Below are 25,659 nucleotides of genomic sequence, written 5' to 3'. Positions count from 1 at the left end.
ATAGCGCATTTCCTGGTGGACTAGCGCATTTACAGAAGGGCTAGTGCATTTCCTAGGGGCAGCCTGCATCTGCTGCGAGGGCTGGGGACCTACTTCACGCGCGGCGGGCCAGCCCGTAGTCCGCCGACGCGAGGCTACGTACAGAGGTGGAAGACATGGCACAGAAAGCACGCACTCTCGCCGAGAAGGTGTGGGACGACCACGTTGTCGTGAAAGGGGAGGGGCAGGATCCCGACCTCATCTACATCGATCTCCACCTCGTTCACGAAGTGACGAGCCCGCAGGCCTTCGACGGACTTCGCTTGGCAGGACGCCCGTTGCGCCGTCCCGACCTGACGATCGCCACCGAGGACCACAACGTTCCGACGATCGACATCGACAAGCCGATCGCCGATCCCGTGTCCAAGACTCAGGTCGACACCTTGCGCCGAAATTGCGAGGAGTTCGGAGTTCGCTTGCACCGCATGGGAGATCTCGATCAGGGCATCGTGCATGTGGTCGGACCGCAGCTCGGCCTGACTCAGCCGGGAACCACCGTGGTGTGCGGCGACAGTCATACGTCGACGCACGGCGCATTCGGTGCGCTCGCAATGGGAATCGGCACCAGCGAGGTCGAGCACGTGATGGCGACGCAGACATTGTCGTTGCGCCCCTTCAAGACCATGGCGATCACGGTCGACGGCGAGCTGCCTCCTGGCGTCACGAGCAAGGACTTGATCCTGGCAGTCATCGCCAAGATCGGCACCGGCGGCGGCCAGGGCTACGTCCTGGAGTACCGCGGCGAGGCCATTCGCAAACTGTCGATGGAAGCTCGTATGACCATCTGCAACATGTCGATCGAGGCCGGAGCCCGTGCGGGCATGATCGCACCGGACGAGACCACTTACGAGTTCATCAAGGGCCGTCCGCATGCACCGTCGGGCGCAGAGTGGGACGAAGCCGTCGCCGCGTGGGAGTTGCTCAAGACCGACGAGGGCGCCGAATTCGACAACGAGGTCCACATCGACGCAAGCGCATTGACGCCTTTTGTCACGTGGGGAACCAATCCGGGACAGGGTGCACCGCTCGGTGACCGTGTGCCCGATCCGGAACTGATCGTCGACGAGAGCGAGCGTCAGGCTGCCGAGAAGGCGCTCACCTACATGGGTCTCGACGCCGGCATGGCGCTTCGGGATGTTGCTGTCGACACCGTCTTCGTCGGTTCGTGCACCAACGGACGCATCGAAGATCTGCGCGCGGTGGCCGAGGTGCTCGAGGGTCGCCATGTGGCAGAGGGCGTTCGGATGCTCATCGTTCCCGGCTCGATGCGGGTGCGTGCTCAAGCCGAAAGTGAAGGTCTCGGTGAAATCTTCACGGCGGCAGGGGCCGAATGGCGCCAGGCCGGTTGCTCGATGTGTTTGGGAATGAACCCTGACCAGCTTGCTCCCGGCGAGCGTTCGGCATCGACGTCCAACCGGAATTTCGAAGGCCGACAGGGTAAAGGCGGTCGGACCCATCTGGTTTCCCCGCTCGTCGCGGCTGCCACGGCGGTCCGCGGAACGCTCTCGGCACCGGCCGATCTGGTCTGACCCACTTACCATCTCGAGGAGAATTTCGATGGAATCCTTTACCACGCACAAGGGTATCGGCGTCCCGCTGCGACGCTCGAATGTCGATACCGATCAGATCATCCCTGCCGTGTACCTGAAACGGGTGACGCGCACGGGATTCGAGGACGGGCTGTTTGCAGGCTGGCGCACCGACCCCAACTTCATTCTCAATCTGGCTCCGTACGACAAGGGAAGTGTCCTCGTAGCCGGTCCCGATTTCGGCACGGGCTCTTCGCGTGAGCATGCCGTGTGGGCTCTCTCCGACTTCGGATTTCGGGTCGTCATCGCTTCCCGGTTCGCCGACATCTTCCGCGGGAACGCCGGAAAAGCCGGTCTCGTAGCGGCACAGGTCGAGCAGAGTGACGTCGAATTGCTCTGGAAGTTGCTCGAAGAGCAGCCCGGACTGGAATTGACAGTAGATCTCGAGAATCGGACCGTGAGCGCCGGAACTACGGTGGTGCCGTTCAATATTGACGACTACACACGGTGGCGTCTGCTGGAGGGTCTCGACGACATCGGACTGACATTGCGGCAGGTAGAAGCGATTTCCGAGTTCGAAAAGTCAAGGCCTTCATGGAAACCGACTACCCTTCCAGCCCGAATTTCGCAGGGCTGAACCGAAATCCGCAACTCCGCGCGGGAAGAGAAATAGGTCACCATTTCGCAGTCACGTTGAATGAGAATTGGCGTGGCACATAGACTCTTGCCGTTATCAGGTTTACCGTGGTTCTCAGTCGGTCCGACGGTGGACCACAATTAGCGGAGGAATTTCAATGAACAAGGCAGAGCTCATCGATGTTCTGACTGAAAAGCTGGGTTCGGACAGGCGCACAGCGACCGACGCAGTGGAGCACGTCGTGGACACCATCGTCCGCGCCGTCCACCGTGGCGAGAGCGTGACCATCACCGGCTTCGGAGTCTTCGAGCAGCGTCGTCGTGCAGCACGTGTTGCACGCAACCCGCGTACGGGCGAGACCGTCAAGGTCAAGCCGACGTCGGTTCCGGCTTTCCGTCCGGGTGCGCAGTTCAAGGCTGTTATCGCTGGTGGACAGAAGCTTCCGGCCACCGGCCCGGCAGTCAAGCGTGGCGTAGCAGCACCGGCCACCAAGGCTGCAGCCAAGAAGGCTGCTGCCAAGAAGACCGCAGCCAAGAAGGCTCCGGCAAAGAAGGCTCCGGCCAAGACCGCAGCCAAGAAGACGGTTGCCGCGAAGGCTCCCGCCAAGAAGGCTCCGGCCAAGACCGCAGCCAAGAAGACGGTTGCCACCAAGGCTCCCGCCAAGAAGGCTCCGGCCAAGACCGCAGCCAAGAAGACGGTTGCCACCAAGGCTCCCGCCAAGAAGGCTCCGGCCAAGACCGCAGCCAAGGCTCCGGCCAAGAAGGCTCCGGCCAAGAAGGCTCCGGCCAAGACCGCAGCCAAGAAGGCTCCGGCCAAGAAGGCTCCGGCCAAGCGCGGAAAGTAGTCGCGTTCGGGTGAAAAACCCGATGCCGTAAGACAAAGAGGTGCAGCCGCGGATCTGATCCGCGGCTGCACCTCTTTTTGCTGTCTGGGAGAAGTGTGAATTCTCCTGTGTTTCAGTGCTTTGCAAAACTACCGAATCGAACTGGGGCCGGTTGGTCCAAATCCCTCAGGAGTTGGCGACTTTGGGGAGCGGGCTGTCGAGGTGATCGGCGGCGACGAGGCGGCCGTCGAGGAACGAGAGCACCCAAGTGCTCGCCTTACGGTTGCGTGCAGAGGGCAGTGTTACACCGGCCGTATCAGCCCACCAGCGCATCAAATCGGGGATGACGCCTCCTTGGCTGCAGATCACGGGAGTGCCCTCCAGTGCGGCGATCTGCAGCGCACGTGCCCGAGCGGCGTCGGGATCGGCCTCGTAACCTTCTTCGGTCAGAAGAGGTTCCGTCGAAATCTCGACACCCAATGCCTCCGCCAACGGCATTACGGTGTCGATGCAGCGCGTACGGTCAGCCGCGAAAACCGAATCGGCTCCGAAGATTTTCAGCTGTTCGACCAAGGCGGCGGATTGCTCTTTGCCCTTGGCGTCGAGTGGACGCAAATTGTCGTCGCCCTTGTACCGCTTACGGCTTCCAGCCTTTGCGTGGCGGACGAGTAATACCGTTTTCGTATCAGGCCGAATGGAAACGAAGCGGCGAAGAATCATTCGATCCATCGGGTAGGAAAGATGATCGGCGACCTCGGCGACCGGAAGCCAATAGAGAACATCTACTTCGTTATTCGGCCCGAAATCTCCGTCGACTGCTTCGGCCGACCAGTATTCGACTCGTTTGAGTTTGCGATGTCCCGGGATCGGGTACGTCACGCCACCGAGGTGCCTTCCGAAACGTCCGGTGATCGAGGTCTCTTCGCGGACCTCGCGAACTGCTGCGGTCAAGAAGGTCTCGCCTGGATCGAGCTTTCCTTTGGGGAATGACCAGTCGTCGTACTTCGGTCGATGTACGACGGCGATCTCGATGGCGGAAGGATCCTGGGGAGCCTTCCGCCACAGAACCGCGCCTGCGGCAAAGATGTTGGCTTTGACCGGCTTGTCGCTCATGGTGTGATCCGAGCCCGTCAAGACCCGCTGGCGGTGCGGCTGCGCATCAACGACTGTTGATGCTCACGTACGTCCTCACCGCGTTCGGGAGCAGCGACCCAACTGCCGTCCGGATGCAGTACCCAGCAGCGAGTTCGCGGATCGAGAGCGGAATCGAAGATGTCACCGAGTTGCTTCGACAGTTTCGGATCCTTGACCTGCACCATGACCTCGACGCGGCGATCGAGGTTGCGGTGCATCATGTCTGCGCTGCCGATCCAGAATTCGTCGGCCGAGCGGAAATGGAACATTCGCGAGTGTTCGAGGAACCGCCCGAGAATGGAACGTACTTCGATGTTTTCGCTGAGGCCCGGAACACCCGGCTTGAGCGCGCAGATTCCGCGGACCACGATCTCGACGGGGATACCGGCCTTGGACGCGCGGTACAACGCGTCGATGACCTGCTCGTCGACCAATGCGTTGGCTTTCAAGCGGATACCGGCATCGCGGCCTGCGAGCTTGTGAGCGATCTCGTTGTCGATCCGCTCGATGATCCCGCGGCGAACCCCGTACGGCGCAACGAGAAGGTTGCGGTAGCTCGTCTTTCGGGAGTATCCGGTCAGCGAGTTGAAGAGGTCGGTGAGGTCAGCACCGATCTCCGGTGCTGCGGTGAGCAATCCGACGTCCTCGTACATGCGCGCGGTCTTCGGGTTGTAGTTGCCGGTGCCGATGTGGCAGTAGCGACGAATTGTCGAACCTTCGCGCCTGACGACGAGGCAGGTCTTGCAGTGAGTCTTGAGACCGACGAGACCGTAGACGACGTGAACGCCGGCCTGCTCGAGTTTGCGTGCCCACTTGATGTTGGCTTGCTCGTCGAAGCGCGCCTTGATCTCCACGAGGGCAACAACTTGCTTGCCGGCCTCGGCGGCGTCGATCAGTGCGTTGACGATGGGGGAGTCGCCCGAAGTTCGGTACAGGGTCTGCTTGATCGCGAGCACCTGCGGGTCGGCCGCGGCCTGTTCGATGAAGCGTTGAACGCTGGTGGAAAACGAGTCGTAAGGGTGGTGGACGAGCACGTCGCCCTCGCGCAGGGTCGAGAACACACTCTTCGGTGTCTCACGCTCGCCGAACGCCGGATGCGTCGCCGGGACGAACGGCGCGTCCTTGAGTGCTGGGCGGTCGACGGCGTAAACCTGCCAGAGGCAGGACAAGTCGAGGAGCCCGGAAACCTCGATCACGTCGGCCGGATCGACGTCGAGTTCACGCAGAAGCAGTTCGAGCATGTGCTCGGTCATGTCGTCGGCAACTTCGAGGCGAACGGGCGAACCGAAACGACGACGCGCCAATTCACGTTCGAGTGCCTGCAGCAGATCCTCGTCCCGATCCTCTTCGACCTCGAAATCAGCGTTGCGTGTGATTCGGAAGGCGTGATGTTCGACGATTTCCATTCCGGGGAACAGCACGTCCAGATGAGCCGAAATCAGTTCTTCCATCGGGAGGAACGAATCGATGGTGGACGAAGACGTCGTGCTCTTGACTCGCACGAACCGGCCGACGTTGTCGGGAACCTTGACGCGAGCGAAGTGTTCGCCGCGGGTGACGGAGTCCTTCACTGTCACGGCGAGGTTGAGGCTCAGTCCGCTGATGTAGGGGAACGGGTGGGCGTGATCGACTGCCAACGGCGTCAGTACCGGGAAGACCTGCTCGTGGAAATGCGCCGATAGCCGGCCGTGATCGTCGGCGCTGAGGTCGGCCCATCGAACAATTGAAATGCCTTCTGCCGCCAGGGCAGGGCGGACCGAGTCGAGAAACACGTGTGCGTGCTTGTCGGCGAGTTCCTGGGTGCGACGCGCAATGAGCGCCAATTGTTCGCGTGGGGAGAGGCCGTCGGCGGACCTGACCGACAGTCCCGTCTCGTCGCGGCGCTTGAGTCCGGCGACCCGGACCATGAAAAATTCGTCGAGATTGGAAGCGAAGATGGCGAGGAACTTTGCGCGTTCGAGCAACGGCAGTGACTCGTCGGCAGCCAATGCGAGAACACGAGCATTGAAATCGAGCCAGCTGAGTTCGCGGTTTAGGTAACGATCCTCGGGAAGTCCGACGAGCAATTCGGGTAGCTCTGCCTTGGTAGCTGCAGGGGGAGCGCCCGGGATGTTGGTGGCGACCGCGACGGCCTGAGATCGCGGCGAGGTGGCCGCGCCGTTCTCGTGCCGGCCGGAGCTGTGGTCTCCGTCCGACTGGTCTTCGGAAATACGGTTTTCGAGTGCTTCGCCATTGCTCACTCGTCGATCATCCCCCACAATCGCGCGGTCCGACAATCGATGAAAGAAAATTCATCGACTGTTCGACGGCGTGGCCTTGAGTCTGGTCAACGAAGCCAATGTCGCGGGGCCTACTCCCAGTGCGCGCACGGTGTCGAGGTCGGCGTGGGTGTCGACGTCGGTGCGCAGTCCCGGCCATTGGCCGTTGAGTGGACGAGCACCTGAATTAGCATGTCCCCGTGCGGATTCCGGACCGAATCGGGGGTCGAGCGCACTCTCGCCACACGCAAACAATGCGGAAGTGCCGGTGCCGTGGTGATCGACGACGACTGAACGTCCACCGCTTCGGGCGGCGGCCACGGCCTCCGTCAGTTCGCTCGGTCGCATCGCGGGCAAGTCGGCTTGCAGCACAACGAGGTCGACCACTCCGCGTTTGGCTCGGATATCGGCGGCCGCTGCACTCAACGCTGCGTTGAGGGTTTCCTCCGCGCGCGGTGAGGCGCCGTTGGTCAGCGAGATGTCGGGAGCTGGATCGGCGTAGACCGTCACGCCGACGGAATACGCAAGAGCGGCAACGGTCGGGTCTGGGGTGACCACCGTGACGGTGTCGATGGCAGAGACGGCGGCAACGGTCGCGAGGGTGTCGTGAAGCATGGCCAACACGAGGTCTGCACGCGCGTCCGCGTCGAGTTCGCCCGCGAGCCGGGACTTGGCCGATCTCAAGGACTTGACGGCCACTATCGCATGCATGGGGCGTTCGATCTCCGTGCGCGCATGCGGTGTCTCCACGACGTGTGGGTACGGGGGTTCCGCGCTGTCCATCCCTCGATCTTGCCAGTCATCACGCTCGGTGTCCGCGGCTGCCCACCGCAGTGCACCACAGGCGATACTCTGTGCAGACGATTTTTCTGGCGGCGACCCGCTTCGCCGGGTAGACGGGGTGAGCGTGTGAGTAAGGCAGCTGTATTGGGCGCAGGTTCGTGGGGAACAGCGTTGGCCAAGGTGATGGCCGAGGCCGGAACCGACGTGACGATGTGGGCCAGGCGTGAAGAGGTCGCGAAGCGCATCGACACCGCACACGAGAACAGCGACTATCTGCCGGGCATTGCTTTGCCTTCGTCGATTCGCGCGACCCACCACCACGAGGAGGCGATGGCAGGCGCTGACTTCATCGTGCTGGCGGTTCCCTCGCAGTCGCTACGGGGAAACCTGGAGCAGTGGAAAGGCTCGATCGGACCCGATGCGACTCTGCTGAGTCTGGCCAAGGGAATCGAGACCGGGACGCTCATGCGCATGAGCCAGGTCATCGTGTCGGTGACCGGCGTGGAACCGGGGCGCGTCGCGGTGCTCTCGGGCCCGAATCTTGCACACGAGATCGCCAGCGGGCAGCCAGCGGCCACGGTGATCGCCTGCTCGGATTCCTCGCGTGCCCTCGCTCTCCAGGATGCTTGCGCTACCGGCTATTTCAGGCCGTACACCAACTCCGACGTCATCGGTTGCGAGATCGGTGGCGCGTGCAAGAACGTGATCGCGCTGGCCTGCGGCATGGCCGCCGGTAGTGGATTCGGCGACAACACGGTTGCCAGCATCATCACCCGTGGTCTCGCCGAGACGATTCGGCTCGGTGTCGCGCTCGGCGCCAAGGCGTCGACGCTTGCAGGCTTGGCGGGCGTCGGTGACCTGGTCGCGACCTGCACGTCCGAGTTGTCGCGAAACCGGACGTTCGGAGAGCGACTCGGACGGGGCGGGTCGATGGAATCGGCACAGAAGGCAACCAACGGTCAGGTCGCCGAGGGTGTGAAGTCGTGCACGTCGGTACGCGCACTCGCTGCCGGCTACGACGTGGAGATGCCGTTGACCGACGCGGTCCATCGGGTGTGCCACGAAGGCATGGCCGTCAGCGATGCGATCGGTCAGTTGCTCGGACGCCGGACGAAGCCGGAATGAGTGAAATCGGTGTGAGTGACTTCGAGGGTTACGGGGATTCGACGCGCAGCGTGAGCGCCGTTGCGCGCGAACACGCTGCGGGTCAGCCCATGCAGATGGGCCCGATATTTGCTGCGCCGTACCAGCTTTCGGTGGACGAAGGCTCCGAGTCCGATACCTATGCTCGAGCGTCGAACCCGGGTTGGCGCGGACTCGAATCGGCGCTCGCGGCGCTCGAAGGGGCGGACCACGCACTCGTCATGGGGTCGGGGATGTCTGCGATCACAGCGACCTTGCGCAGCGTGCTCGTCGCCGGGGATACCGTCGTCGTGCCCTCGGACGGGTACTACCAGGTGCGGTTGTACGCGAACGAACGGTTGGCTCCGTTGGGAATCACCGTTCGCGAAGTCTCGACCCTGCAGATGGGCGACGCGAGCTTCGCGGATCTGCTCGACGCGTCACCGGGTCGCGTGGTCGTCGTCGCCGAGACGCCGTCCAACCCGGTGCTGGACGTGGTCGACCTTCGCGTGCTCGCCGACGTGTGTCACCGATCGGGCGCGCTGCTGATCGTCGACAACACGACTGCAACACCGCTGGGGCAGCGCCCGCTCGAATTGGGTGCCGACGTCGTGGTGGCCAGCGGTACCAAGGCACTCAGCGGGCACAGTGACCTCCTGATGGGTTACGTCGCTACTTGCGATGCGGCGGTGAGTCAGCTGATCGAGCGTGAGCGACTTCTTTCGGGAACAGTGCTCGGCCCCTTCGAGACGTGGCTTGCGCACCGGAGTCTCGGCACGGCAGGCCTGCGATTCGGGCGTCAGTGCGACAACGCGCTGGCCCTGGCAGAGATGTTGGCTGGACACAGAGCGGTCCGGTCCGTTCGTTATCCCGGCCTTCGCGGTGACCCGTCCTACACAACGGCATCCGGTCAGATGAAACGATTCGGCGGATTGGTGAGCGTCGAGTTGGATTCGGCTCAAGCATTCCACTCGTTCGTCGAAGCGAGCAATCTCGTCACGGCCGCCACCAGCTTCGGTGGGATCCACACGACGGCGGATCGTCGTGCGCGCTGGGGCGATCCGGTCAGTGCGGGTTTTGTCCGAATCGCTTGTGGCATCGAGGACACCGCCGATCTCCTGGCCGACATCGAGCGCGCGCTCGACGCGTGAGCGGACCACGTCGATGATTTCCGGCCCGGCCCGATCGCGTGCCGAAGTCGATTCGGCGGTACGGTTTGACGCGTGAACAGCAGCCGTACCCGCGTGGCCGTGATCTTCGGTGGCCGGAGCAATGAGCATTCAGTGTCCTGTGTTTCCGCCGGAAGCGTCCTGAGCAACCTCGACCCGGATCGGTACGACGTCGTACCGATCGGCATCACAGTCGACGGTTCCTGGGTCCTCGGGTCGAGCGACCCCAGCTCCCTCGCGATCAGCGGGCGCGCGTTGCCGTCGGTCGACAAAGACGGAACGTCGGTGGTCCTCAGCGCGGACCCCACCCGCGAGGGCGAGGTCATCTCCTTCGACGGCTCCGACGCCGGTGCTGTGCTCGCGTCGGTCGACGTCGTTTTCCCCGTTCTGCATGGGGCTTACGGCGAAGACGGCACCATTCAGGGATTGCTCGAACTTGCCGGGGTTCCGTATGTCGGACCCGGAGTCCTGGCCAGCGCCGCCGGCATGGACAAAGAGTTCACGAAGAAGCTTCTTGCCGCTGAAGGACTTCCCGTCGGAGTGCAGGTCGTGCTTCGACCGGGAATCGCAACGCTGACCGAAGAGCAGAAGGCGGAGTTGGGCCTTCCCGTGTTCGTGAAGCCCGCTCGTGGTGGTTCGTCCATCGGCATCACCCGGGTGAGCAATTGGGACGGTCTGGACGGGGCGATCGCTCATGCGCGCCTGCACGATCCCAAGGTGATCGTCGAAGGCGCGATCATCGGCCGTGAGGTGGAATGCGGCGTCCTCGAATTCCCGAACGGTGACGTCAAGGCGAGTGTGGTCGCTGAGATCCGGATGCCGGATTCCGACACCGATTCGGACGCGTTCTACGACTTCGACACCAAGTACCTCGACGACGTCTGCGAATTCGACATCCCCGCGAAACTCGACGAGTCGGTGAGCGACCAGATCAGGGAGCTTGCAGTCCGCGCGTTCAAGGCACTCGATTGCCAGGGACTCTCGCGGGTCGATTTCTTCGTCACGGCTGACGGCCCGGTGATCAACGAGATCAACACGATGCCCGGGTTCACTTCCATCTCGATGTATCCGAAGATGTGGAACGCCACCGGAATCGATTACCGCACTTTGATTTCGACACTGGTCGACACCGCCATCGCTCGCGGTACCGGACTTCGCTGATCAGGGAACCGCGACCGGCGCCGGGTCGAGGGGCTTCTGTTCGAGAGTCGCCGTGATGGTGTCGGAGATCTCCTGAATCGGCGTCGGGCCGGTCCCGTCGGGGATCGTGATACCGATGTACTCACCGCGGTCTACGGCAAACCAAGTGCTCGCAGCCAGACCGACGTCGGTTCCCGAGACCTGGAACCATTGGACACCGTTCACAACCTGTAGTGCTGCAGCCTGGTCGAACTCGGTCGGACGGTCGAGCCCGCAGCGCAACACGATCGGCTCACCTTCGCTGCGCTGCCAAGCTGCCGCTCCAGCCGGAGCGGGGTCAACCAACTCGGCTTTCGTGAAGTCGTCGATCTTGTCGGGGAGCGCACCGAGGAGGGAAACGCAGGCCTCCGACTCCGCTGCCGGTGCCGGTACGGGTCCCAGCGCTACCGGCGAGAGTTCAGGGTTGTTTCCCGCGACGACGGCCGCGATCACCACTCCGACGATCAGGGCTACCGGGAGCGCGATGGCGGTGGCGATCAGCGCCGGACTGCGGCGCTCGGACGGATCGTCGTCGCTATCGGGGTCGATGTCGGCGTTGTCTGCGGTGGAGGTGTTTTCTGCCATGCTCAGTTCTTCGCTCGGGTCCTGGTCCAGTCGATCAGCGGTCTCGTCACTTCGCAGGGCACGTCGGTGAATCGGTAGGATTGCCGACACACGCGTGAGCTTGCAGAAGCATTCACGACCACAGCTAGAAGGTACCGCAGGCCGCTTACGAGCGAATTGCGTCGGCATTGGAGACACTCATCGCATCATCGGAGTTCGCTGCATCATCGGAGTTCGGGTCAGAGCACACTGTTGAACAGGTGGGGGAGTTCGACGTGATCGCGCGATCTCTGGTCGGCCGAATCCAACCGGTCACCACCGAATTGGGGCCGGGCGACGATGCCGCGATCGTGACGTCCGGAGACGGCCGTGTGGTTGTCTCGTCCGACATGCTGGTCGAAGGTCGGCATTTCCGAATGGATTGGTCTTCGCCACGCGACATCGGCCGAAAGGCAGTGGCACAGAACGCTGCGGACGTCGTCTCGATGGGAGCGCGGCCGACGGCATTCACCGTGTCTCTGGGATGCCCGCCTTCGACTCCGGTCGACGTGATCGACGCAATCTCCGCGGGAATCTGGGACGCGGCAACTGATCTGGGGGCCGGTGTGGTCGGCGGTGACCTGGTCCAGTCGCCGGTGGTCGTGGTGTCGGTGACCGTGCTCGGCGATCTCGGTGGCCGTCCGGCAGTTCTGCGTTCGGGAGCAAAGATCGGTGACAAGATCGCGGTCGCCGGGTTGTTCGGTTGCTCGGCAGCAGGGTTGGCACTACTGCTCGACGAAGCCGTATTGCTCGACGAAGCCGAAAGCTTTCCAGACTTGCTTGCCGCTCATCGTGTTCCGAATCCGCCGTATCAATCGGCATGGGACGCCGCAGAATCAGCACATTCCATGACGGACGTATCCGACGGATTGATCGCGGACCTTCGACATCTCGCAGAGGCCTCGCACGTGCGGTTCGACATCGTCTCGGCCGCGGTTCCCACCTCACTCGATGTCGCATCGGCGGCCGAGGCGCTCGACGTCGATCCGCTGGACTGGATCCTCTCCGGTGGTGAAGATCACGGATTTGCAGCAACTTTCGGGCCTGAGGTCGAGATTCCGTCGGGTTGGACTGTGATCGGTGAGGTTGCGGCCGGTTCCGGCGTGAGCGTCGACGGTTCGCTTCGCGAGAGCGGTGGGGGCTGGCACAGCTTTTCGACCACCGGCACCACCGCGGTATAGGTTGCTTTCATGGCTGTATATGCACTTGGAGACAGAGTTCCGGACATTCATCCGGACGCATACGTTCACCCGGACGCAGTGGTGATCGGCGCCGTGACTCTCGCGGCGGGCACCTCGATCTGGCCGCAGGCGGTATTGCGTGGTGACTACGGAACCATTTCGGTGGGAATCGGATCCAACATCCAGGACGGAACTGTCATCCATTGCACCGCCATCGATGCGACTGTCATCGGTTCCGGTTGCGTGGTGGGCCACAACGCGCACATCGAGGGGTCGACCATCGAGGACCACTGCCTGATCGCATCGGGATCCGTGGTTCTCAACGGAACGGTGATCGGGACGGGGTCGATCGTCGCCGCGGGGGCGGTGGTGGCCAACAAGATGCAGGTTCCCCCGCGCAGCATGGCACTCGGTGTGCCCGCCAAGGTCCGTGCGGGATACGAAGTTCCGCTCGGTCACCTCGACGGAAACGTCAAGATGTACGCAGCCAATGCGGCGTACTACCGCGACGCGTTGCGCAGGCTCGACTGATGGCGCCGCTTGCAGAGATCGTCGATCCAGGGTGGGCGCGGGCACTCGAACCGGTCTCGGAGCAGATCTCCGCGATGGGTAAGTTCTTGCGCGAAGAGATCGCTGCGGGACGGGAGTATCTGCCTGCGGGAGAGAACGTCTTGCGTGCATTCACGAATCCGTTCGACGACGTTCGGGTGCTCATCGTCGGTCAAGATCCCTATCCGACGCCCGGTCATGCTGTCGGGTTGAGCTTTTCGGTTGCCCCGGACGTGCGGCCGGTTCCACGAAGTCTCGGTAATATCTACAAGGAGTATCACCAGGATCTCGGGTTGCCGATACCGCCGAACGGCGATCTGACGCCGTGGTCGAAACAAGGTGTGCTGCTTCTCAATCGCGTACTCACCGTGCAGCCGGGTCAAGCCGCTTCTCATCGCAAGAAGGGCTGGGAGCCGGTGACCGAGCAGGCTATCCGCGCTTTGGTGGCGCGGTCGTCACCGATGGTGGCGATCTTGTGGGGTCGTGACGCAGCCACTCTCGCGCCGATGCTGGGCGACACACCGATCATCGAATCAGCGCACCCGTCACCGCTTTCGGCTTCGCGCGGCTTCTTCGGTTCGCGCCCGTTCAGTCGTGCGAACGAACTCTTGACCGGACTCGGGGCCGACCCGGTCGACTGGAATCTGGGCTGATCGAACTGCGCCTGCACTCACCTGGCATGCCGAACGTCGTGACACGACATTCGGCATGCCAGCTGACTAGGCCTGCTTTGCGGAAGTGAAATCGGGGCGACGCTTGTCGACGAATGCGTCGACACCCTCGCGCCCGATCGGGCTGTTCGCCGCGAGGGCGATGGACGCAGCCTCGGCGTCGAGTTGCTCGGCGAGCGAGTTCGTCCGCGACGAACGCAGCAGTGCTTTGATTCCCGAGTACGACGTACTCGGTCCGTTGGCCAAAGCGCGGGCGAGGCGAGCTGCCTCTTCCTGGACCTCGTCGTCGCCGACGAGTCGGGTGAGGATCCCCAGCCGGACGGCTTCGTCGCCACCGATCACAGAATCGTTGAGAAGAATCTCGCGAGCGCGTGCCACGCCGACGATGCGGGGGAGTGTCCACGACATTCCGCCGTCCGGGGTGAAACCGATGGAGGGGTACGCGGGGCGGAGCTTGGTGCCGGTGCCGCCGATTGCGACGTCGGCGAGGCAGACCAGGCTCATTCCGGCGCCGGCAGCCCATCCGTGGACCCCGGCCACCACTGGAGCGGTCGCGGCGTCGAGCGCGCGAACGAACACGTGGAAGACACGGGCAACCTCGGCGACGTACTCGCCGCGGTCAGGAGCAGCCGCGAACGCACGGACGTTGCCGCCGGCACAGAAGTTTGCGCCTTCGCCGACCAGAAGGATGCTCCCGATGTCGTTTCCGACTGTCTCGAGCGCCTGCGCGCCCTGAACCAGTCCTTCGTCGTCGAGGGAGGTGCCGTTGGCGGCGGTGGAAATGGTGATGCGGAGTACGCCCTCGTCGAGGGTCACTTTGCTCAGGTCATCGATGGAAGTCACTCAACGCACATTACGGGTGTCGGACAGCCATACGAAACACGGGGACACATAGATACAGCCACATAGAAACAGCTCTGCCCCCGTCACCGAAGTGACGGGGGCAGAGCCTGCAATAGTTTGTGCTCGGGCAATCAGCCCCGAGCGACCTTGCCTGCCTTCAGGCAGGAGGTGCACACGTTGACCTTACGGGTGTTACCCGGGGCAACCTCGGTACGAACAGACTGAATGTTCGGGTTCCAGCGACGATTGGTACGCCGGTGCGAGTGCGAGACCGACTTACCGAAGCCGGGCCCCTTGGCGCATACGTCGCAGACGGCAGCCATAGTCGCGAACTCCTTGTTAGAAATGAATATTGAAGTGGTTACCCTACACGGTAGGGCAGCCAGAATTACAATCCGAATATACTCGACTTCGAACCGATCCTTGACCGCTCACTGTGCAGTCGAACGTGAAAACAGTCAATCAGCAACAAACAAAGTGCAGCATTATTTCGTGTAGCCCGTTCGAGGCAACCGTGTAAGAGTAACCGCTTCCGGCCCGAATGGCCAAACCGCCCGGTAATGGCGGTTGCGCAGAAGCGTCGGACTACCCTCGACTGCACCGATCACCGATCTCTTTTTCATCGTCAGTCTTTCCATCGTCTGTCTGTCCATCGTGGAGGGGAACCGTCAGTGGGGGAAGTGCAACGCGTCGCCGAAGAAGCGGAATCCGTCGCGGACGGACATCTGCTGCGGCGCTGGGCCCGCCGGGCGGTCGACAGTCTCCAGAAGCGCCGCGGTGAGATCAACAGCCTCAACGTCTTTCCCATCCCTGATTCGGATACCGGCACCAACCTGTTGTTCACGATGCGGGCCGCGCTCGATTCCGCCGAGACGATCGAGGACGACGTCCGCAGTGCCGGCCGCGTCGCGAACGCGCTGGCTCGGGGCGCGGTGTCCGGTGCACGCGGTAATTCCGGAGTGATCCTCTCCCAGGTGATCCGGGGTATCGCGGAGAGCGTTCAAGGCGAGCACATCGACGGCCGGAGCTTTGCGAACTCACTGACCACGGCGACGGGACTGGCTTCTCGGGCTGTCTCCGATCTGGTGGAAGGCACCATCGTCACGGTTCTGCGCGCGTCGGGTGAGGCAGCGCAGGAGTGCGTCGACACCAAGACGCCGAGCGGCGAGGACCTTGCTTCCGTGGTTGCCGCCGCTGCCGATGCGGCTGCGATCGCGCTGAACAAGACCCCGGAGCAACTGGACGTTCTGGCGTCGGCCGGGGTGGTCGATGCCGGGGGATTCGGTCTGGTTCTGATCCTCGACGCTTTTGTCGAGGTGGTGACCGGGAAGTCGCAGGTTCGCGAGGATCTGGGGACGCCGGACCCGAGGTCGAGCGCAGTTGTCGACGTCAGCGCATTCGATCACGATTGGGCTCACAAGAGCCCGATCGAATGTGGTGATCACTCGGAACAGGATTTCGAGGTCATGTACCTCGTCGACGACTCGGACGACGATCGCATGACGGCGCTGCGCACGCGGCTGTCCGTCCTCGGAGATTCGACGGTCATCGTCAGCGACGGCTTCGGTGGCTGGTCGGTGCACGTGCATTGCTGCGATGCCGGTGCAGCCGTCGAAGCCGGCCTCGAAGCCGGGAAGGTCCACGGTATTCGCATCAGCAGTTTTCTCGTCGACGAACGCGACCAGTTGGTGGCACGGGCGGAGAGGCGATTCCCGGGTGCCGGTGCCCGCGGCGTTCTGGCCGTCGTTGCCGGTGAGAGTGCGGCGGCGTTGTTCGAGAGTGAGGGTGCGACGGTTCTTCGGTGCGACGACGCGCCGGTGACACGTGCGCAACTGCTCGGCCGCATTCGTCAGATGGAGCGAAGTGAAGTTCTGGTGCTGCCGAACGGAGCCTTGACGGCTCAGGAACTGGTCGCAGTCAGTGCCGCTGCACGCGATCCGCTTCACCAGGTTCTGCTGCTGTCGACATCGTCGATGGTTCAGGGCTTGGCCGCACTTGCCGTTCACGACGCTCAACGCAACGTCGCCGACGACGGCTTCACGATGTCCGAGGCGGCGGCTGCGACGCGCTGGGGATCATTGCGAATTGCGGTCGAGCGTTCGCTGACGTACGTCGGGACGTGTGATCCGGGTGACGCGATCGGTCTGATGGGGCACGAGGTGGTGCTCATCGGTCCCGACGTCGCGGAGTCGAGTGCGCGACTGGTCGACCTCGCGCTCGGATCCGGTGGCGAACTCGTGACCCTACTCATGGGCGCCGACGCGCCGGACGGCCTGGCCGGGCAGCTCGAGGCGCACGTCATCGCGCACCATCCGGGCGTCGACGTGCTCGTCTATCAGGGTGATCAGCCGGGTGACCTGTTCCAGTTGGGTGTGGAGTGATCGAACCGGGTCTGTCGGTGACTACTGATATACGAACACATGTGCTTACCGCGACACTGTGCTGGAGGAACTGATGGCGACGCTCGCCGACCCACTCGATCGGCTGCTGGGAAAGAAGACCGCGGACGCGCTCGACGAGGCATTCGAGATTCGGACGGTCGAGGACCTGCTGCGTCACTACCCACACCGGTACGCGTCGGCAGGCAAGGAACTTGCCGAGAAGGAGCCGCCCGAAGGTGAGCACATCACCATCATCGCGCGGGTGGCGTCGGCGGCGGTCGTGAAGATGAAGAACCGTCCGGGGCAGATGTTGCGAGTATCGCTCGCGACTGATTCGCAGACCGTCGACGTCACGTTCTTCAACCCGCAGAAGGTGCGGCACGTCATCAAGCCCGGCGTGCGCGCGATGTTCTCCGGGACGGTGAAGTACTTCCGCGGCAAGTGGTCTCTCACCCACCCGAGCTACCTGATCCTCCCGGAACCTCGTGTCGGCGAGGAGGATTCGGTAGTTCCGCTTGCATCCATCAAGGGGGCCGGTGACCTTGCCGGTCTGGCTCGCGCAAACCAGGATCCCGGCGCCGAACTCGATCTGTCCGTCTTCGACCGCGCATTGATCCCGCTGTACCCGGCGACCCGCGAGGTCGAGAGCTGGACCATCATGCGGTGCGTGCGGCAAGTGCTCGATCAACTCGATCCGATCGAGGAGCCGTTGCCCGCCGAGACTCGGGCCGAGCACGGATTCATCGGTTTGGACGAGGCACTGCGCACCGTTCACCTCCCGGATACCAAGGAGGACATCGAACGATCTCAGGATCGTCTGCGTTTCGACGAGGCGCTGTCTCTGCAGTTGGTCCTCGCGATGCGTCGTCACGACAATTCCGAGCGTGTGGCGCCGGCCTGCGCTCCGGTTGCCGGCGGGATCGCGGACCAGTTCGAGGAGATGCTCCCGTTCACTCTGACGGAGGGACAGCAAGCAGTCGCGGAGGAGATCTCCAGCGACCTCGCCCGCCCACACCCGATGAGCAGGCTTCTTCAGGGCGAGGTCGGGTCAGGCAAGACCATCGTGGCTCTGCGCGCGATGTTGCAGGTCGTCGACGCCGGTTATCAGTGCGCGTTGCTCGCACCGACCGAGGTCCTGGCAAATCAGCACGCGCGATCACTGCGCAAGATGATGGGCCCGCTGGCCGCAGGCGGTGAACTCGGTTCGGCCGAACATTCCACCCGTATCGCCCTTCTGACCGGCTCGCTGCCGGTCGCTGCGAAGCGCGCAGCGCTGCTCGAAGCCGTGACCGGCGACGCCGGGATCGTCATCGGTACCCATGCGCTCATCCAGGACAACGTGGAGTTCTTCAACCTCGGCATGGTTGTCGTCGACGAGCAGCACCGCTTCGGCGTCGAGCAACGTGATCAGTTGCGATCACGTGCCCGTGAAGGTCTGAGTCCGCATCTGCTGGTGATGACGGCAACGCCGATTCCGCGAACCATCGCCATGACGGTGCTCGGCGACCTCGAGGTCTCGACTCTGCGGGAACTACCGCGTGGGCGAACCCCGATCAAGAGCAGCGTCGTGCCCGCGAAGCAGAAGCCGCAGTGGGTGGATCGCGCATGGGAACGAATCCGTGAGGACGTTGCCGCTGGCCGTCAGGCGTATGTCGTGTGCTCACGCATCGGCGACGGTGAGCAGGGTGCCGGTGAGGACCAGTTCACCGAGGAGAAACAGCCCGAGACCAAGTCGGCAGTCGACGTCTTCGAAGAGCTGTCGAGTGGCCCGCTGGCTGATCTGCGAGTCGGGTTGCTGCACGGTCGACTGCCTTCCGACGAAAAAGACGTCGTGATGAGCGCGTTCAACGTCGGTGACATCGACGTCCTCGTCTGTACGACTGTCGTCGAAGTCGGTGTGGACGTTCCGAATGCGACGGTGATGGTGATCGTCGACGCCGAGCGGTTCGGCGTCAGTCAGCTCCATCAGCTGCGTGGACGAGTCGGTCGAGGCAAGCACCAGGGACTGTGCATCCTCGTCACCGGCAGCAATCCCGGCGGGCCGGCGTACGAGCGACTCTCGGCGGTGGCAGCGACCAACGACGGGTTCGAACTGGCGCAACTCGACCTCGCGACCAGACGTGAAGGAGACATCCTCGGTGCGGCGCAGTCTGGCACAACCTCGAATCTGCGGCTGCTTTCCCTCATGGCTCACGGAGACATCCTCGAGTCCGCCAGGGAGTTCGCTCAGGGAATCGTCGACTCCGATCCGTCGCTCGAGGATCATCCCGCCCTCGCTTCCATGGTGACCGCTGCCCTGGACTCCGACCGGATCGAGTACCTCGAGAAGTCGTGACGGGTATGACGACAAGCTGAAATCGAATAGCACGAGGACCACCGGGTTGGTTTCTCGATTCAGTCCGAAATATGAGACTCCGCATGTAGACGCAAGATGAAATCGGGGTAGTTTTCTCGAATGTTCTCCAAAGTGCTCGTCGCGAACCGCGGCGAAATTGCGATCCGTGCCTTCCGCGCCGCCTACGAACTAGGTGCCGGAACCGTCGCGGTGTTCCCGTACGAGGATCGGAACTCGATCCACCGTCTCAAGGCAGACGAGAGCTACCAGATCGGGGAGAAGGGTCACCCCGTTCGGGCGTATCTCTCAGTCGAGGAAATCGTCGCCGCCGCCAAGAGTGCCGGAGCCGACGCCATCTACCCCGGTTACGGCTTCCTTTCCGAGAACCCGGATCTGTCGGCGGCGTGCGCCGAGGCAGGCATCAAGTTCGTCGGCCCGTCCGCCGAGATCCTCGAGTTGACCGGTAACAAGGCTCGGGCCATCGCAGCGGCAAAGGCCGCCGGTCTCCCCGTGCTCGCGTCCTCGGAGCCGTCAGCGGACATCGACGAGTTGCTCGCGGCCGCCGAGGACATGACCTTCCCGATCTTCGTCAAGGCCGTTGCAGGCGGCGGTGGACGCGGAATGCGCCGCGTTGCGGAGCGCTCACAGCTCAAGGAATCGATCGAAGCCGCAGCGCGCGAAGCGGAATCGGCCTTCGGCGATTCGACGGTCTTCCTCGAGCAGGCCGTCATCGACCCCCGGCACATCGAAGTGCAGATCCTCGCCGACGAGCAGGGCAACGTCATCCACCTCTTCGAGCGTGACTGCTCGCTGCAGCGTCGCCACCAGAAGGTGATCGAGCTTGCTCCGGCGCCCAATCTCTCGGAAGAGTTGCGCGCCAAGATCTGTGCCGACGCCGTCGCGTTCGCGAAGGAGATCGGGTACACGTGCGCAGGCACCGTCGAGTTCCTCCTCGACAAGCGCGGCAATCACGTCTTCATCGAGATGAACCCGCGAATTCAGGTGGAGCACACCGTCACCGAAGAAGTGACGGACGTGGATCTGGTCCAGTCGCAGCTCAAGATCGCGTCCGGTTCGACGCTTGAAGAACTTGGTCTGTCACAGGACACGATCAAGCTTCGCGGCGCGGCGCTGCAGTGCCGCATCACCACGGAGGATCCGGCCAACGGATTCCGCCCGGACACGGGCCGCATCACCGCGTACCGCACCCCGGGCGGAGCCGGTATCCGCCTGGACGGCGGCGCCACGCTGGGAGCCGAGGTCGGCGCGTACTTCGACTCGATGCTGGTCAAGCTCACCTGCCGTGGTCGTGACCTCGAAGCCGCTGTCGCGAGGGCTCGCCGCGCGGTCACCGAGTTCCGCATTCGTGGCGTCTCGACCAACATTCCTTTCCTGCAGGCGGTTCTCGACGACCCGGACTTCCGTGCCGGACGCGTGACGACCTCCTTCATCGAGGAACGTCCTCAGCTGCTGACTCTGCGTTCTTCGGCAGACCGCGGCACGAAGATCCTGACCTACCTCGCGGATGTGACTGTCAACAAGCCTCACGGTGAGCGGCCCTCGGCGGTGTACCCGCAGGACAAGCTGCCCAAGATCGATCTTTCGACGCCTCCTCCTGCCGGTAGCCGTCAGCGCCTGCTCGAACTCGGACCCGAAGGTTTTGCGAAGGCACTGCGTGAGCAGAAGGCCGTCGGCGTCACCGACACCACCTTCCGTGACGCGCACCAGTCGTTGTTGGCCACGCGAGTTCGGACCAGCGGACTGCTCGGAGTAGCCGGGCACGTTGCGCGGTTGACGCCGGAACTGCTCTCGATCGAAGCCTGGGGCGGCGCGACCTATGATGTGGGACTTCGCTTCCTGCACGAGGATCCGTGGTACCGGCTCGCCGCACTCCGCGAGGCGATCCCGAACATCTGCCTTCAGATGCTTCTTCGCGGCCGAAACACGGTGGGCTACACGCCGTATCCCGAAAAGGTCACGCGCGCATTCGTTCAGGAAGCCGCCGACACCGGTATCGACATCTTCCGAATCTTCGACGCGCTCAACAACGTCGACCAGATGCGGCCCGCCATCGACGCGGTGCGTGAGACCGGAACGGCCCTCGCGGAGGTGGCGCTGAGCTACACCGGTGATCTGTCGGATCCGAACGAAACTCTGTACACGCTCGACTACTACCTGAAGTTGGCCGAAGAGATCGTCGATGCCGGCGCTCACGTGCTCGCGATCAAGGACATGGCAGGCCTGCTGCGCGCTCCGGCAGCTACCAAGCTGGTGACGGCGCTACGCAGCAACTTCGATCTGCCGGTTCACGTTCACACGCACGACACTCCCGGTGGACAGCTGGCCACGTACTTCGCAGCGTGGCAGGCGGGCGCCGACGCAGTCGACGGTGCTTCCGCGGCACTGGCCGGAACCACCAGCCAGCCTGCGCTCTCGGCCATCGTCGCCGCTGCCGCGCACTCCGAGTTCGACACCGGACTGAACCTGCAGAACGTGTGCGACCTCGAGCCGTACTGGGAGGCGCTGCGAAAGGTGTACGCGCCGTTCGAATCCGGACTGCCGGCGCCGACGGGTCGCGTGTACACACACGAGATTCCGGGCGGTCAACTCTCCAACCTCCGGACCCAGGCCGTTGCTCTCGGTCTCGGCGACCGGTTCGAAGAGGTCGAAGCCAAGTACGCCGACGCAGACCGCATGCTCGGGCATCTCGTGAAGGTGACGCCGTCGTCGAAGGTCGTCGGCGACCTCGCGCTCCATCTTGTCGGTGCCGGCGTGCCTTCGGAGGAGTTCGCCGCAGATCCGGCGAAGTTCGACATTCCCGACTCCGTGGTGGGCTTCCTGCGCGGTGAACTCGGTACGCCTCCCGGTGGTTGGCCGGAACCGTTCCGCAGCAAGGCACTCGAAGGACGTGGCCAGGCCAAGCCGGAAGCGACGTTGTCCGCTGAGGACGAGGTGCTGCTAGAGGGCTCGTCGAAGGACCGTCAGGCGACGCTGAACCGTCTGCTGTTCCCCGGCCCGACAAAGGAATTCCTCGAACACCGCGAGAAGTTCGGTGACACGTCGCGGCTTTCGGCAAACCAGTTCTTCTACGGTTTGCGGCGCGGCGACGAGCACCGGGTCGAGTTGGCTCCCGGCGTGGAACTGATCATCGGTCTCGAGGCGATCTCCGAGCCCGACGAGCGCGGCTACCGCACTGTCATGTGCATCCTGAACGGCCAGCTCCGCCCGGTCTCGATCCGCGATCGCTCGATTGCCAGTGACGTACCGGTGGCGGAGAAGGCCGACAAGAACAACCCGGGCCACGTGGCTGCACCGTTCGCGGGCGTCGTGACGCTCGCGGTCAAGGAAGGCCAGAAGATCGAGGCCGGCGACACCGTGGCCACGATCGAAGCGATGAAGATGGAAGCGGCGATCACCGCGCCGCGCGCCGGCGTCGTCTCTCGGATCGCGATCAGCGCCGTCCAACAGGTCGAGGGCGGAGACCTGCTGGTAGTCGTCTCGACGGGGGAGAGCGCCGCAGAGTGACACGCATCATCTCGGGATTCGCGGGCGGTCGACGCCTGCGAGTCCCGCCGAGCGGCACCCGTCCGACGTCGGATCGGGTTCGTGAGGCGCTGTTCAGTGCTCTCGAAGCGCGCATCGATCTCGAAGGGTGCGCGGTTCTCGACCTCTTTGCGGGTTCGGGTGCTCTCGGCCTCGAGGCGCTCTCGCGGGGAGCCGAGCACGTTGTTCTCGTGGAATCCGATGCCAAGGCTGCTGCCGTCATCAAGGCGAACATCGGCACTGTCGCGTTGCCGGGGGCGACGGTTCGCGCCGCTCCGGTTGCGGCCGTGGTCTCGGGTCCGAGCGCGCGTGAATACGACATCGTGATCGCGGACCCGCCGTATGCGGTAACCGACGAGGCCGTCGTGTCCATGCTCGCTGATCTGCAGGCCAACAAATGGGTGGGGGAGGGCACGATCGTCGTACTCGAACGTTCGTCGCGCTCGCCGGAGACCGTGTGGCCTCAGGGCTACGAGCCGATCAAGGCCAAGAACTACGGTGAAGCCCGCATCGAGCTGGCCACCTGCTACGGTCTGGACTCATGACTGGCGCCGTCTGCCCCGGATCCTTCGACCCTGTGACCAACGGTCACCTCGACGTAATCGGAAGAGTTGCTGCGCAATTCGACGAGGTCGTGGTCACCGTGCTGATCAACAAGAGCAAGCGTGGCATGTTCACGATCGACGAGCGGATCGAGATGCTCGAAGACGCGACGAGCCACCTGCCCAACGTTCGCGTCACGTCGTGGCACGGATTGTTGGTCGACTACGCGAAACAAGAAGGCCTCAGCGCGATCGTCAAGGGTCTGCGCGGCGCGAACGACTTCGATTACGAGCTGCAGATGGCTCAGATGAATCAGAAGCTCACGGGCGTCGACACGCTCTTCGTTGCCACGAACCCGACCTACAGCTACCTGTCGAGTTCTCTGGTGAAGGAAGTTGCGACCTTCGGCGGCGACGTCTCCGACATGCTCCCGGCCAAGGTGCATTCTCGGCTACTCGCGCGTATCGCCGAACGAGCAGCCGAAAACAGCTGATCCCCGACACACCGACCACGACGACACCCCGTTGGCCGTTCTTCCGGCAAACTTGGACAGGAACGGGCACAGGTCCGAGTGGACCGGTGACGATGTGGGCCGATTTCGGCCGGTAGAGATTGGGGTTGCTTGTGTACCGCGTATTCGAGGCACTGGACGAACTGGTCGCAATTGTCGAAGAGGCGCGCGGTGTTCCCATGACCGCAGGGTGTGTTGTGCCTCGCGGTGACGTACTCGAGCTACTCGACGACGTCCGGGACGCAATTCCGAGCGAGCTGGACGACGCTCAGGACGTCCTCGATCATCGCGACAAATTGGTCGGTGACGCGCGAGCAAACGCCGAGAAGACAGTCAGCAGCGCCAATGCCGAGGCAACCTCGACTGTCGAGAACGCACGCGACGACGCCGACCGGATTCTGTCCGATGCCAAGGCTCAGGCCGATCGCATGGTTGCCGAAGCACGCGCGCACGCCGATCAGTTGGTCGAGGACGCCGAAGCAGAAGCGGAACGGACCGTCACCGACGGCCGTCGTGAGTACGAGGCCGTCACCGGACGGGCGCGTGCCGAGGCCGATCGGATGATCGAGTCCGGCCAGGCCTCGTACGAACATTCAGTGGCGGAGGGAACGGCGGAGCAGGCTCGTCTGGTGTCGCAGACCGAGGTTGTCCAGTCAGCTCACGCGGAATCCGCGCGAGTGATCGACGCCGCTCATGCCGAGTCCGACAGGATGCGTTCGGAGTGTGACCTGTACGTGGACACCAAGTTGGCCGAGTTCGAAGAGTTCCTCACCGGAACGGTTCGATCGGTCGGGCGTGGTCGTCAACAGCTTCGAACAGGTTCGGGAGTCCCCGACTACCAGGACGACGATCGTCGTTCGGAGCGTCGTCGCTAGAGCGAACGAGACAGTCGAGGGTGGGTCGTCCGATATGGGGCGGCCCACTTTTTCGTGGACGGAATTGGGATTTGCGTTGTAGCTGCCGTATTGTGGAGTGGTTGCCCATACCAGTTTCAACAGTTAGGTGAGTTCTCTTTGTCAACGCATCGTCGTAGTTCGTCGCATCAGTCAAGTGATGCGGGATTTTTGCTGGACACGGTCAAGCTCGGTCGTCGTCCAGGGTCGATGCGTACCGTCGAGAGAACAATTCAGTCCCCGAACCGTATCGGTCTCGATCTGATCGCGATCGAAGCGGGCGCGGACATAGATCTCGATCTTCGTCTCGAAGCAGTGTCCGAAGGCGTTCTCGTCACCGGAAACGTGCACGCACCCACCAAGGGTGAATGCTCGCGGTGCCTTGAACCTTTCACCGACACCGTGGACATCTATCTCACGGAGTTGTTCGCTTACCCGGACAGCACCACCGAGGAGACGACGGAAGAGGGAGAGGTCTACGCGGTCGAAGACGACGAAATCGACCTCGAACCGGTTATCGTCGATGCAGTCGGTCTGGCGCTTCCGCTCCAGCCTCTGTGCAGTGACGATTGCCTGGGATTGTGCTCAGAATGTGGCATTCGCCTGGCGATTGCGGAATCTGGGCATGGGCATGACATACTTGATCCTCGCTGGGCTGGTCTCGCGGCCAAATTTGGCGTGGAATCAAACACCAGCGAAAATCTTGTGATCACCGAAGCCGAGGAGAAGTAGAAGTGGCTGTCCCCAAGCGCAAAATGTCGCGATCCAACACGCGGTCGCGTCGTAGCCAGTGGAAGACCACTGTGCCCACCCTCGTTACCTGCCCCAACCGTGGCTGTGGCGAGCAGACCCTTCCCCACATCGCATGCCCGTCATGCGGTACTTACAAGGGCCGCCAGGTAACCGCTGCTGTCTAGTTCTCCCCGGAGAAAG

Annotated in this window: 23 protein-coding genes; 17 read left to right on the top strand and 6 right to left on the bottom strand. The window is 63.1% G+C overall.

Annotated elements, in window-relative coordinates; genetic code table 11:
- The first annotated feature begins 146 nt into the window (after nucleotides 1-146).
- The 3 genes from leuC (at nucleotide 147) to H351_RS20350 (ending at nucleotide 3,049) form a co-directional block, all read left to right on the top strand.
- A complete protein-coding gene (gene leuC, locus H351_RS20360) occupies nucleotides 147-1,568 on the top strand; it encodes a 3-isopropylmalate dehydratase large subunit (protein WP_019747936.1) in 1,422 nt (473 codons plus the stop codon).
- Nucleotides 1,569-1,596: 28 nt separating this feature from the next.
- Nucleotides 1,597-2,205 (top strand): 3-isopropylmalate dehydratase small subunit, encoded by a 609-nt coding sequence (gene leuD, locus H351_RS20355; RefSeq protein WP_019747937.1) that lies wholly within the window; start codon nucleotides 1,597-1,599, stop codon nucleotides 2,203-2,205.
- 157 nt (nucleotides 2,206-2,362) lie between these two features.
- Nucleotides 2,363-3,049, top strand: a complete 687-nt coding sequence (locus H351_RS20350) for an HU family DNA-binding protein (protein ID WP_020907264.1) — start codon at nucleotides 2,363-2,365, stop codon at nucleotides 3,047-3,049.
- A gap of 165 nt (nucleotides 3,050-3,214) precedes the next feature.
- On the opposite strand, the gene H351_RS20345 is transcribed toward H351_RS20350, so the two are convergent.
- The 3 genes from H351_RS20345 to cofC are packed head-to-tail and all read right to left on the bottom strand — an operon-like array spanning nucleotide 3,215 to nucleotide 7,203.
- On the bottom strand, nucleotides 3,215-4,141 hold the full coding sequence (locus tag H351_RS20345; protein WP_019747939.1) for a bifunctional NUDIX hydrolase/histidine phosphatase family protein: 927 nt from the start codon (nucleotides 4,139-4,141) through the stop codon (nucleotides 3,215-3,217).
- Nucleotides 4,142-4,158: 17 nt separating this feature from the next.
- Nucleotides 4,159-6,402, bottom strand: coding sequence for an RNA degradosome polyphosphate kinase (locus tag H351_RS20340; RefSeq protein WP_003942685.1), 2,244 nt, complete (start codon nucleotides 6,400-6,402; stop codon nucleotides 4,159-4,161).
- A 51-nt stretch (nucleotides 6,403-6,453) separates the two neighbouring features.
- Entirely contained in the window at nucleotides 6,454-7,203 is a 750-nt protein-coding gene (gene cofC / locus H351_RS20335) for a 2-phospho-L-lactate guanylyltransferase (RefSeq protein WP_081051173.1), read from the bottom strand.
- Nucleotides 7,204-7,329: 126 nt separating this feature from the next.
- On the opposite strand from cofC, the gene H351_RS20330 reads away from it, so the two are divergent.
- The 3 genes from H351_RS20330 to H351_RS20320 all read left to right on the top strand — a co-directional run bounded on the left by H351_RS20330 (nucleotide 7,330) and on the right by H351_RS20320 (nucleotide 10,655).
- Nucleotides 7,330-8,328: an NAD(P)H-dependent glycerol-3-phosphate dehydrogenase gene (locus H351_RS20330; protein ID WP_029255111.1), complete on the top strand. Its 999-nt coding sequence runs from the start codon at nucleotides 7,330-7,332 to the stop codon at nucleotides 8,326-8,328.
- Complete coding sequence (locus H351_RS20325; RefSeq protein WP_037119384.1) at nucleotides 8,325-9,476, top strand: cystathionine gamma-lyase; 1,152 nt, start codon at nucleotides 8,325-8,327, stop codon at nucleotides 9,474-9,476. Before H351_RS20330 ends, H351_RS20325 begins: the two co-directional genes overlap by 4 nt.
- Nucleotides 9,477-9,548: 72 nt before the next feature.
- Nucleotides 9,549-10,655: a D-alanine--D-alanine ligase family protein gene (locus H351_RS20320; protein ID WP_024487352.1), complete on the top strand. Its 1,107-nt coding sequence runs from the start codon at nucleotides 9,549-9,551 to the stop codon at nucleotides 10,653-10,655.
- Here the strand turns inward: H351_RS20320 and H351_RS20315 are convergent, their stop codons facing one another.
- Complete coding sequence (locus H351_RS20315; protein WP_078377411.1) at nucleotides 10,656-11,348, bottom strand: DUF3515 domain-containing protein; 693 nt, start codon at nucleotides 11,346-11,348, stop codon at nucleotides 10,656-10,658.
- A gap of 77 nt (nucleotides 11,349-11,425) precedes the next feature.
- Here H351_RS20315 and H351_RS20310 point away from each other — a divergent pair, with 77 nt between their 5' ends.
- From H351_RS20310 to H351_RS20300, 3 genes are read left to right on the top strand one after another with little or no spacing between them, the layout of a single operon-like run.
- Nucleotides 11,426-12,457, top strand: a complete 1,032-nt coding sequence (locus H351_RS20310; RefSeq protein ID WP_081051172.1) for a thiamine-phosphate kinase — start codon at nucleotides 11,426-11,428, stop codon at nucleotides 12,455-12,457.
- Nucleotides 12,458-12,466: 9 nt separating this feature from the next.
- Nucleotides 12,467-12,988: a gamma carbonic anhydrase family protein gene (locus tag H351_RS20305; protein ID WP_007729328.1), complete on the top strand. Its 522-nt coding sequence runs from the start codon at nucleotides 12,467-12,469 to the stop codon at nucleotides 12,986-12,988.
- Nucleotides 12,988-13,659, top strand: coding sequence for a uracil-DNA glycosylase (locus H351_RS20300; protein ID WP_020907272.1), 672 nt, complete (start codon nucleotides 12,988-12,990; stop codon nucleotides 13,657-13,659). Before H351_RS20305 ends, H351_RS20300 begins: the two co-directional genes overlap by 1 nt.
- Before the next feature lie 66 nt (nucleotides 13,660-13,725).
- Here the strand turns inward: H351_RS20300 and H351_RS20295 are convergent, their stop codons facing one another.
- Both H351_RS20295 and rpmB read right to left on the bottom strand, forming a co-directional pair.
- Complete coding sequence (locus H351_RS20295) at nucleotides 13,726-14,520, bottom strand: enoyl-CoA hydratase-related protein (protein WP_019747947.1); 795 nt, start codon at nucleotides 14,518-14,520, stop codon at nucleotides 13,726-13,728.
- Nucleotides 14,521-14,651: 131 nt separating this feature from the next.
- Nucleotides 14,652-14,843 (bottom strand): 50S ribosomal protein L28, encoded by a 192-nt coding sequence (gene rpmB / locus H351_RS31495; protein WP_003942669.1) that lies wholly within the window; start codon nucleotides 14,841-14,843, stop codon nucleotides 14,652-14,654.
- A gap of 348 nt (nucleotides 14,844-15,191) precedes the next feature.
- Here rpmB and H351_RS20290 point away from each other — a divergent pair, with 348 nt between their 5' ends.
- From H351_RS20290 to rpmF, 8 genes are all read left to right on the top strand, one after another.
- On the top strand, nucleotides 15,192-16,901 hold the full coding sequence (locus tag H351_RS20290) for a DAK2 domain-containing protein (protein ID WP_029255115.1): 1,710 nt from the start codon (nucleotides 15,192-15,194) through the stop codon (nucleotides 16,899-16,901).
- Nucleotides 16,902-16,974: 73 nt separating this feature from the next.
- Entirely contained in the window at nucleotides 16,975-19,236 is a 2,262-nt protein-coding gene (recG, locus tag H351_RS20285; protein WP_029255116.1) for an ATP-dependent DNA helicase RecG, read from the top strand.
- 120 nt (nucleotides 19,237-19,356) lie between these two features.
- Nucleotides 19,357-22,761 carry a pyruvate carboxylase gene (locus H351_RS20280; RefSeq protein WP_029255117.1) on the top strand — a complete coding sequence of 1,135 codons (3,405 nt, stop codon included), beginning with the start codon at nucleotides 19,357-19,359 and terminating at the stop codon, nucleotides 22,759-22,761.
- Nucleotides 22,758-23,324 carry a 16S rRNA (guanine(966)-N(2))-methyltransferase RsmD gene (gene rsmD / locus H351_RS20275; RefSeq protein WP_029255118.1) on the top strand — a complete coding sequence of 189 codons (567 nt, stop codon included), beginning with the start codon at nucleotides 22,758-22,760 and terminating at the stop codon, nucleotides 23,322-23,324. The genes H351_RS20280 and rsmD overlap by 4 nt, the downstream gene beginning before the upstream one ends.
- Nucleotides 23,321-23,815 (top strand): pantetheine-phosphate adenylyltransferase, encoded by a 495-nt coding sequence (gene coaD, locus H351_RS20270; RefSeq protein WP_003942776.1) that lies wholly within the window; start codon nucleotides 23,321-23,323, stop codon nucleotides 23,813-23,815. Before rsmD ends, coaD begins: the two co-directional genes overlap by 4 nt.
- Nucleotides 23,816-23,946: 131 nt before the next feature.
- On the top strand, nucleotides 23,947-24,708 hold the full coding sequence (locus tag H351_RS20265) for a DivIVA domain-containing protein (protein WP_003942696.1): 762 nt from the start codon (nucleotides 23,947-23,949) through the stop codon (nucleotides 24,706-24,708).
- Between the two features lie 189 nt (nucleotides 24,709-24,897).
- Nucleotides 24,898-25,458, top strand: coding sequence for a YceD family protein (locus H351_RS20260; RefSeq protein ID WP_007729319.1), 561 nt, complete (start codon nucleotides 24,898-24,900; stop codon nucleotides 25,456-25,458).
- Nucleotides 25,459-25,460: 2 nt separating this feature from the next.
- Nucleotides 25,461-25,643: a 50S ribosomal protein L32 gene (gene rpmF, locus H351_RS31490; RefSeq protein WP_007729318.1), complete on the top strand. Its 183-nt coding sequence runs from the start codon at nucleotides 25,461-25,463 to the stop codon at nucleotides 25,641-25,643.
- Nucleotides 25,644-25,659: the final 16 nt, after the last annotated feature.

This window comes from Rhodococcus erythropolis R138, assembly GCF_000696675.2.
Classification (GTDB): Bacteria; Actinomycetota; Actinomycetes; order Mycobacteriales; family Mycobacteriaceae; genus Rhodococcus_F; species Rhodococcus_F erythropolis.
This window is presented reverse-complemented; position numbering and strand designations above follow the sequence as displayed.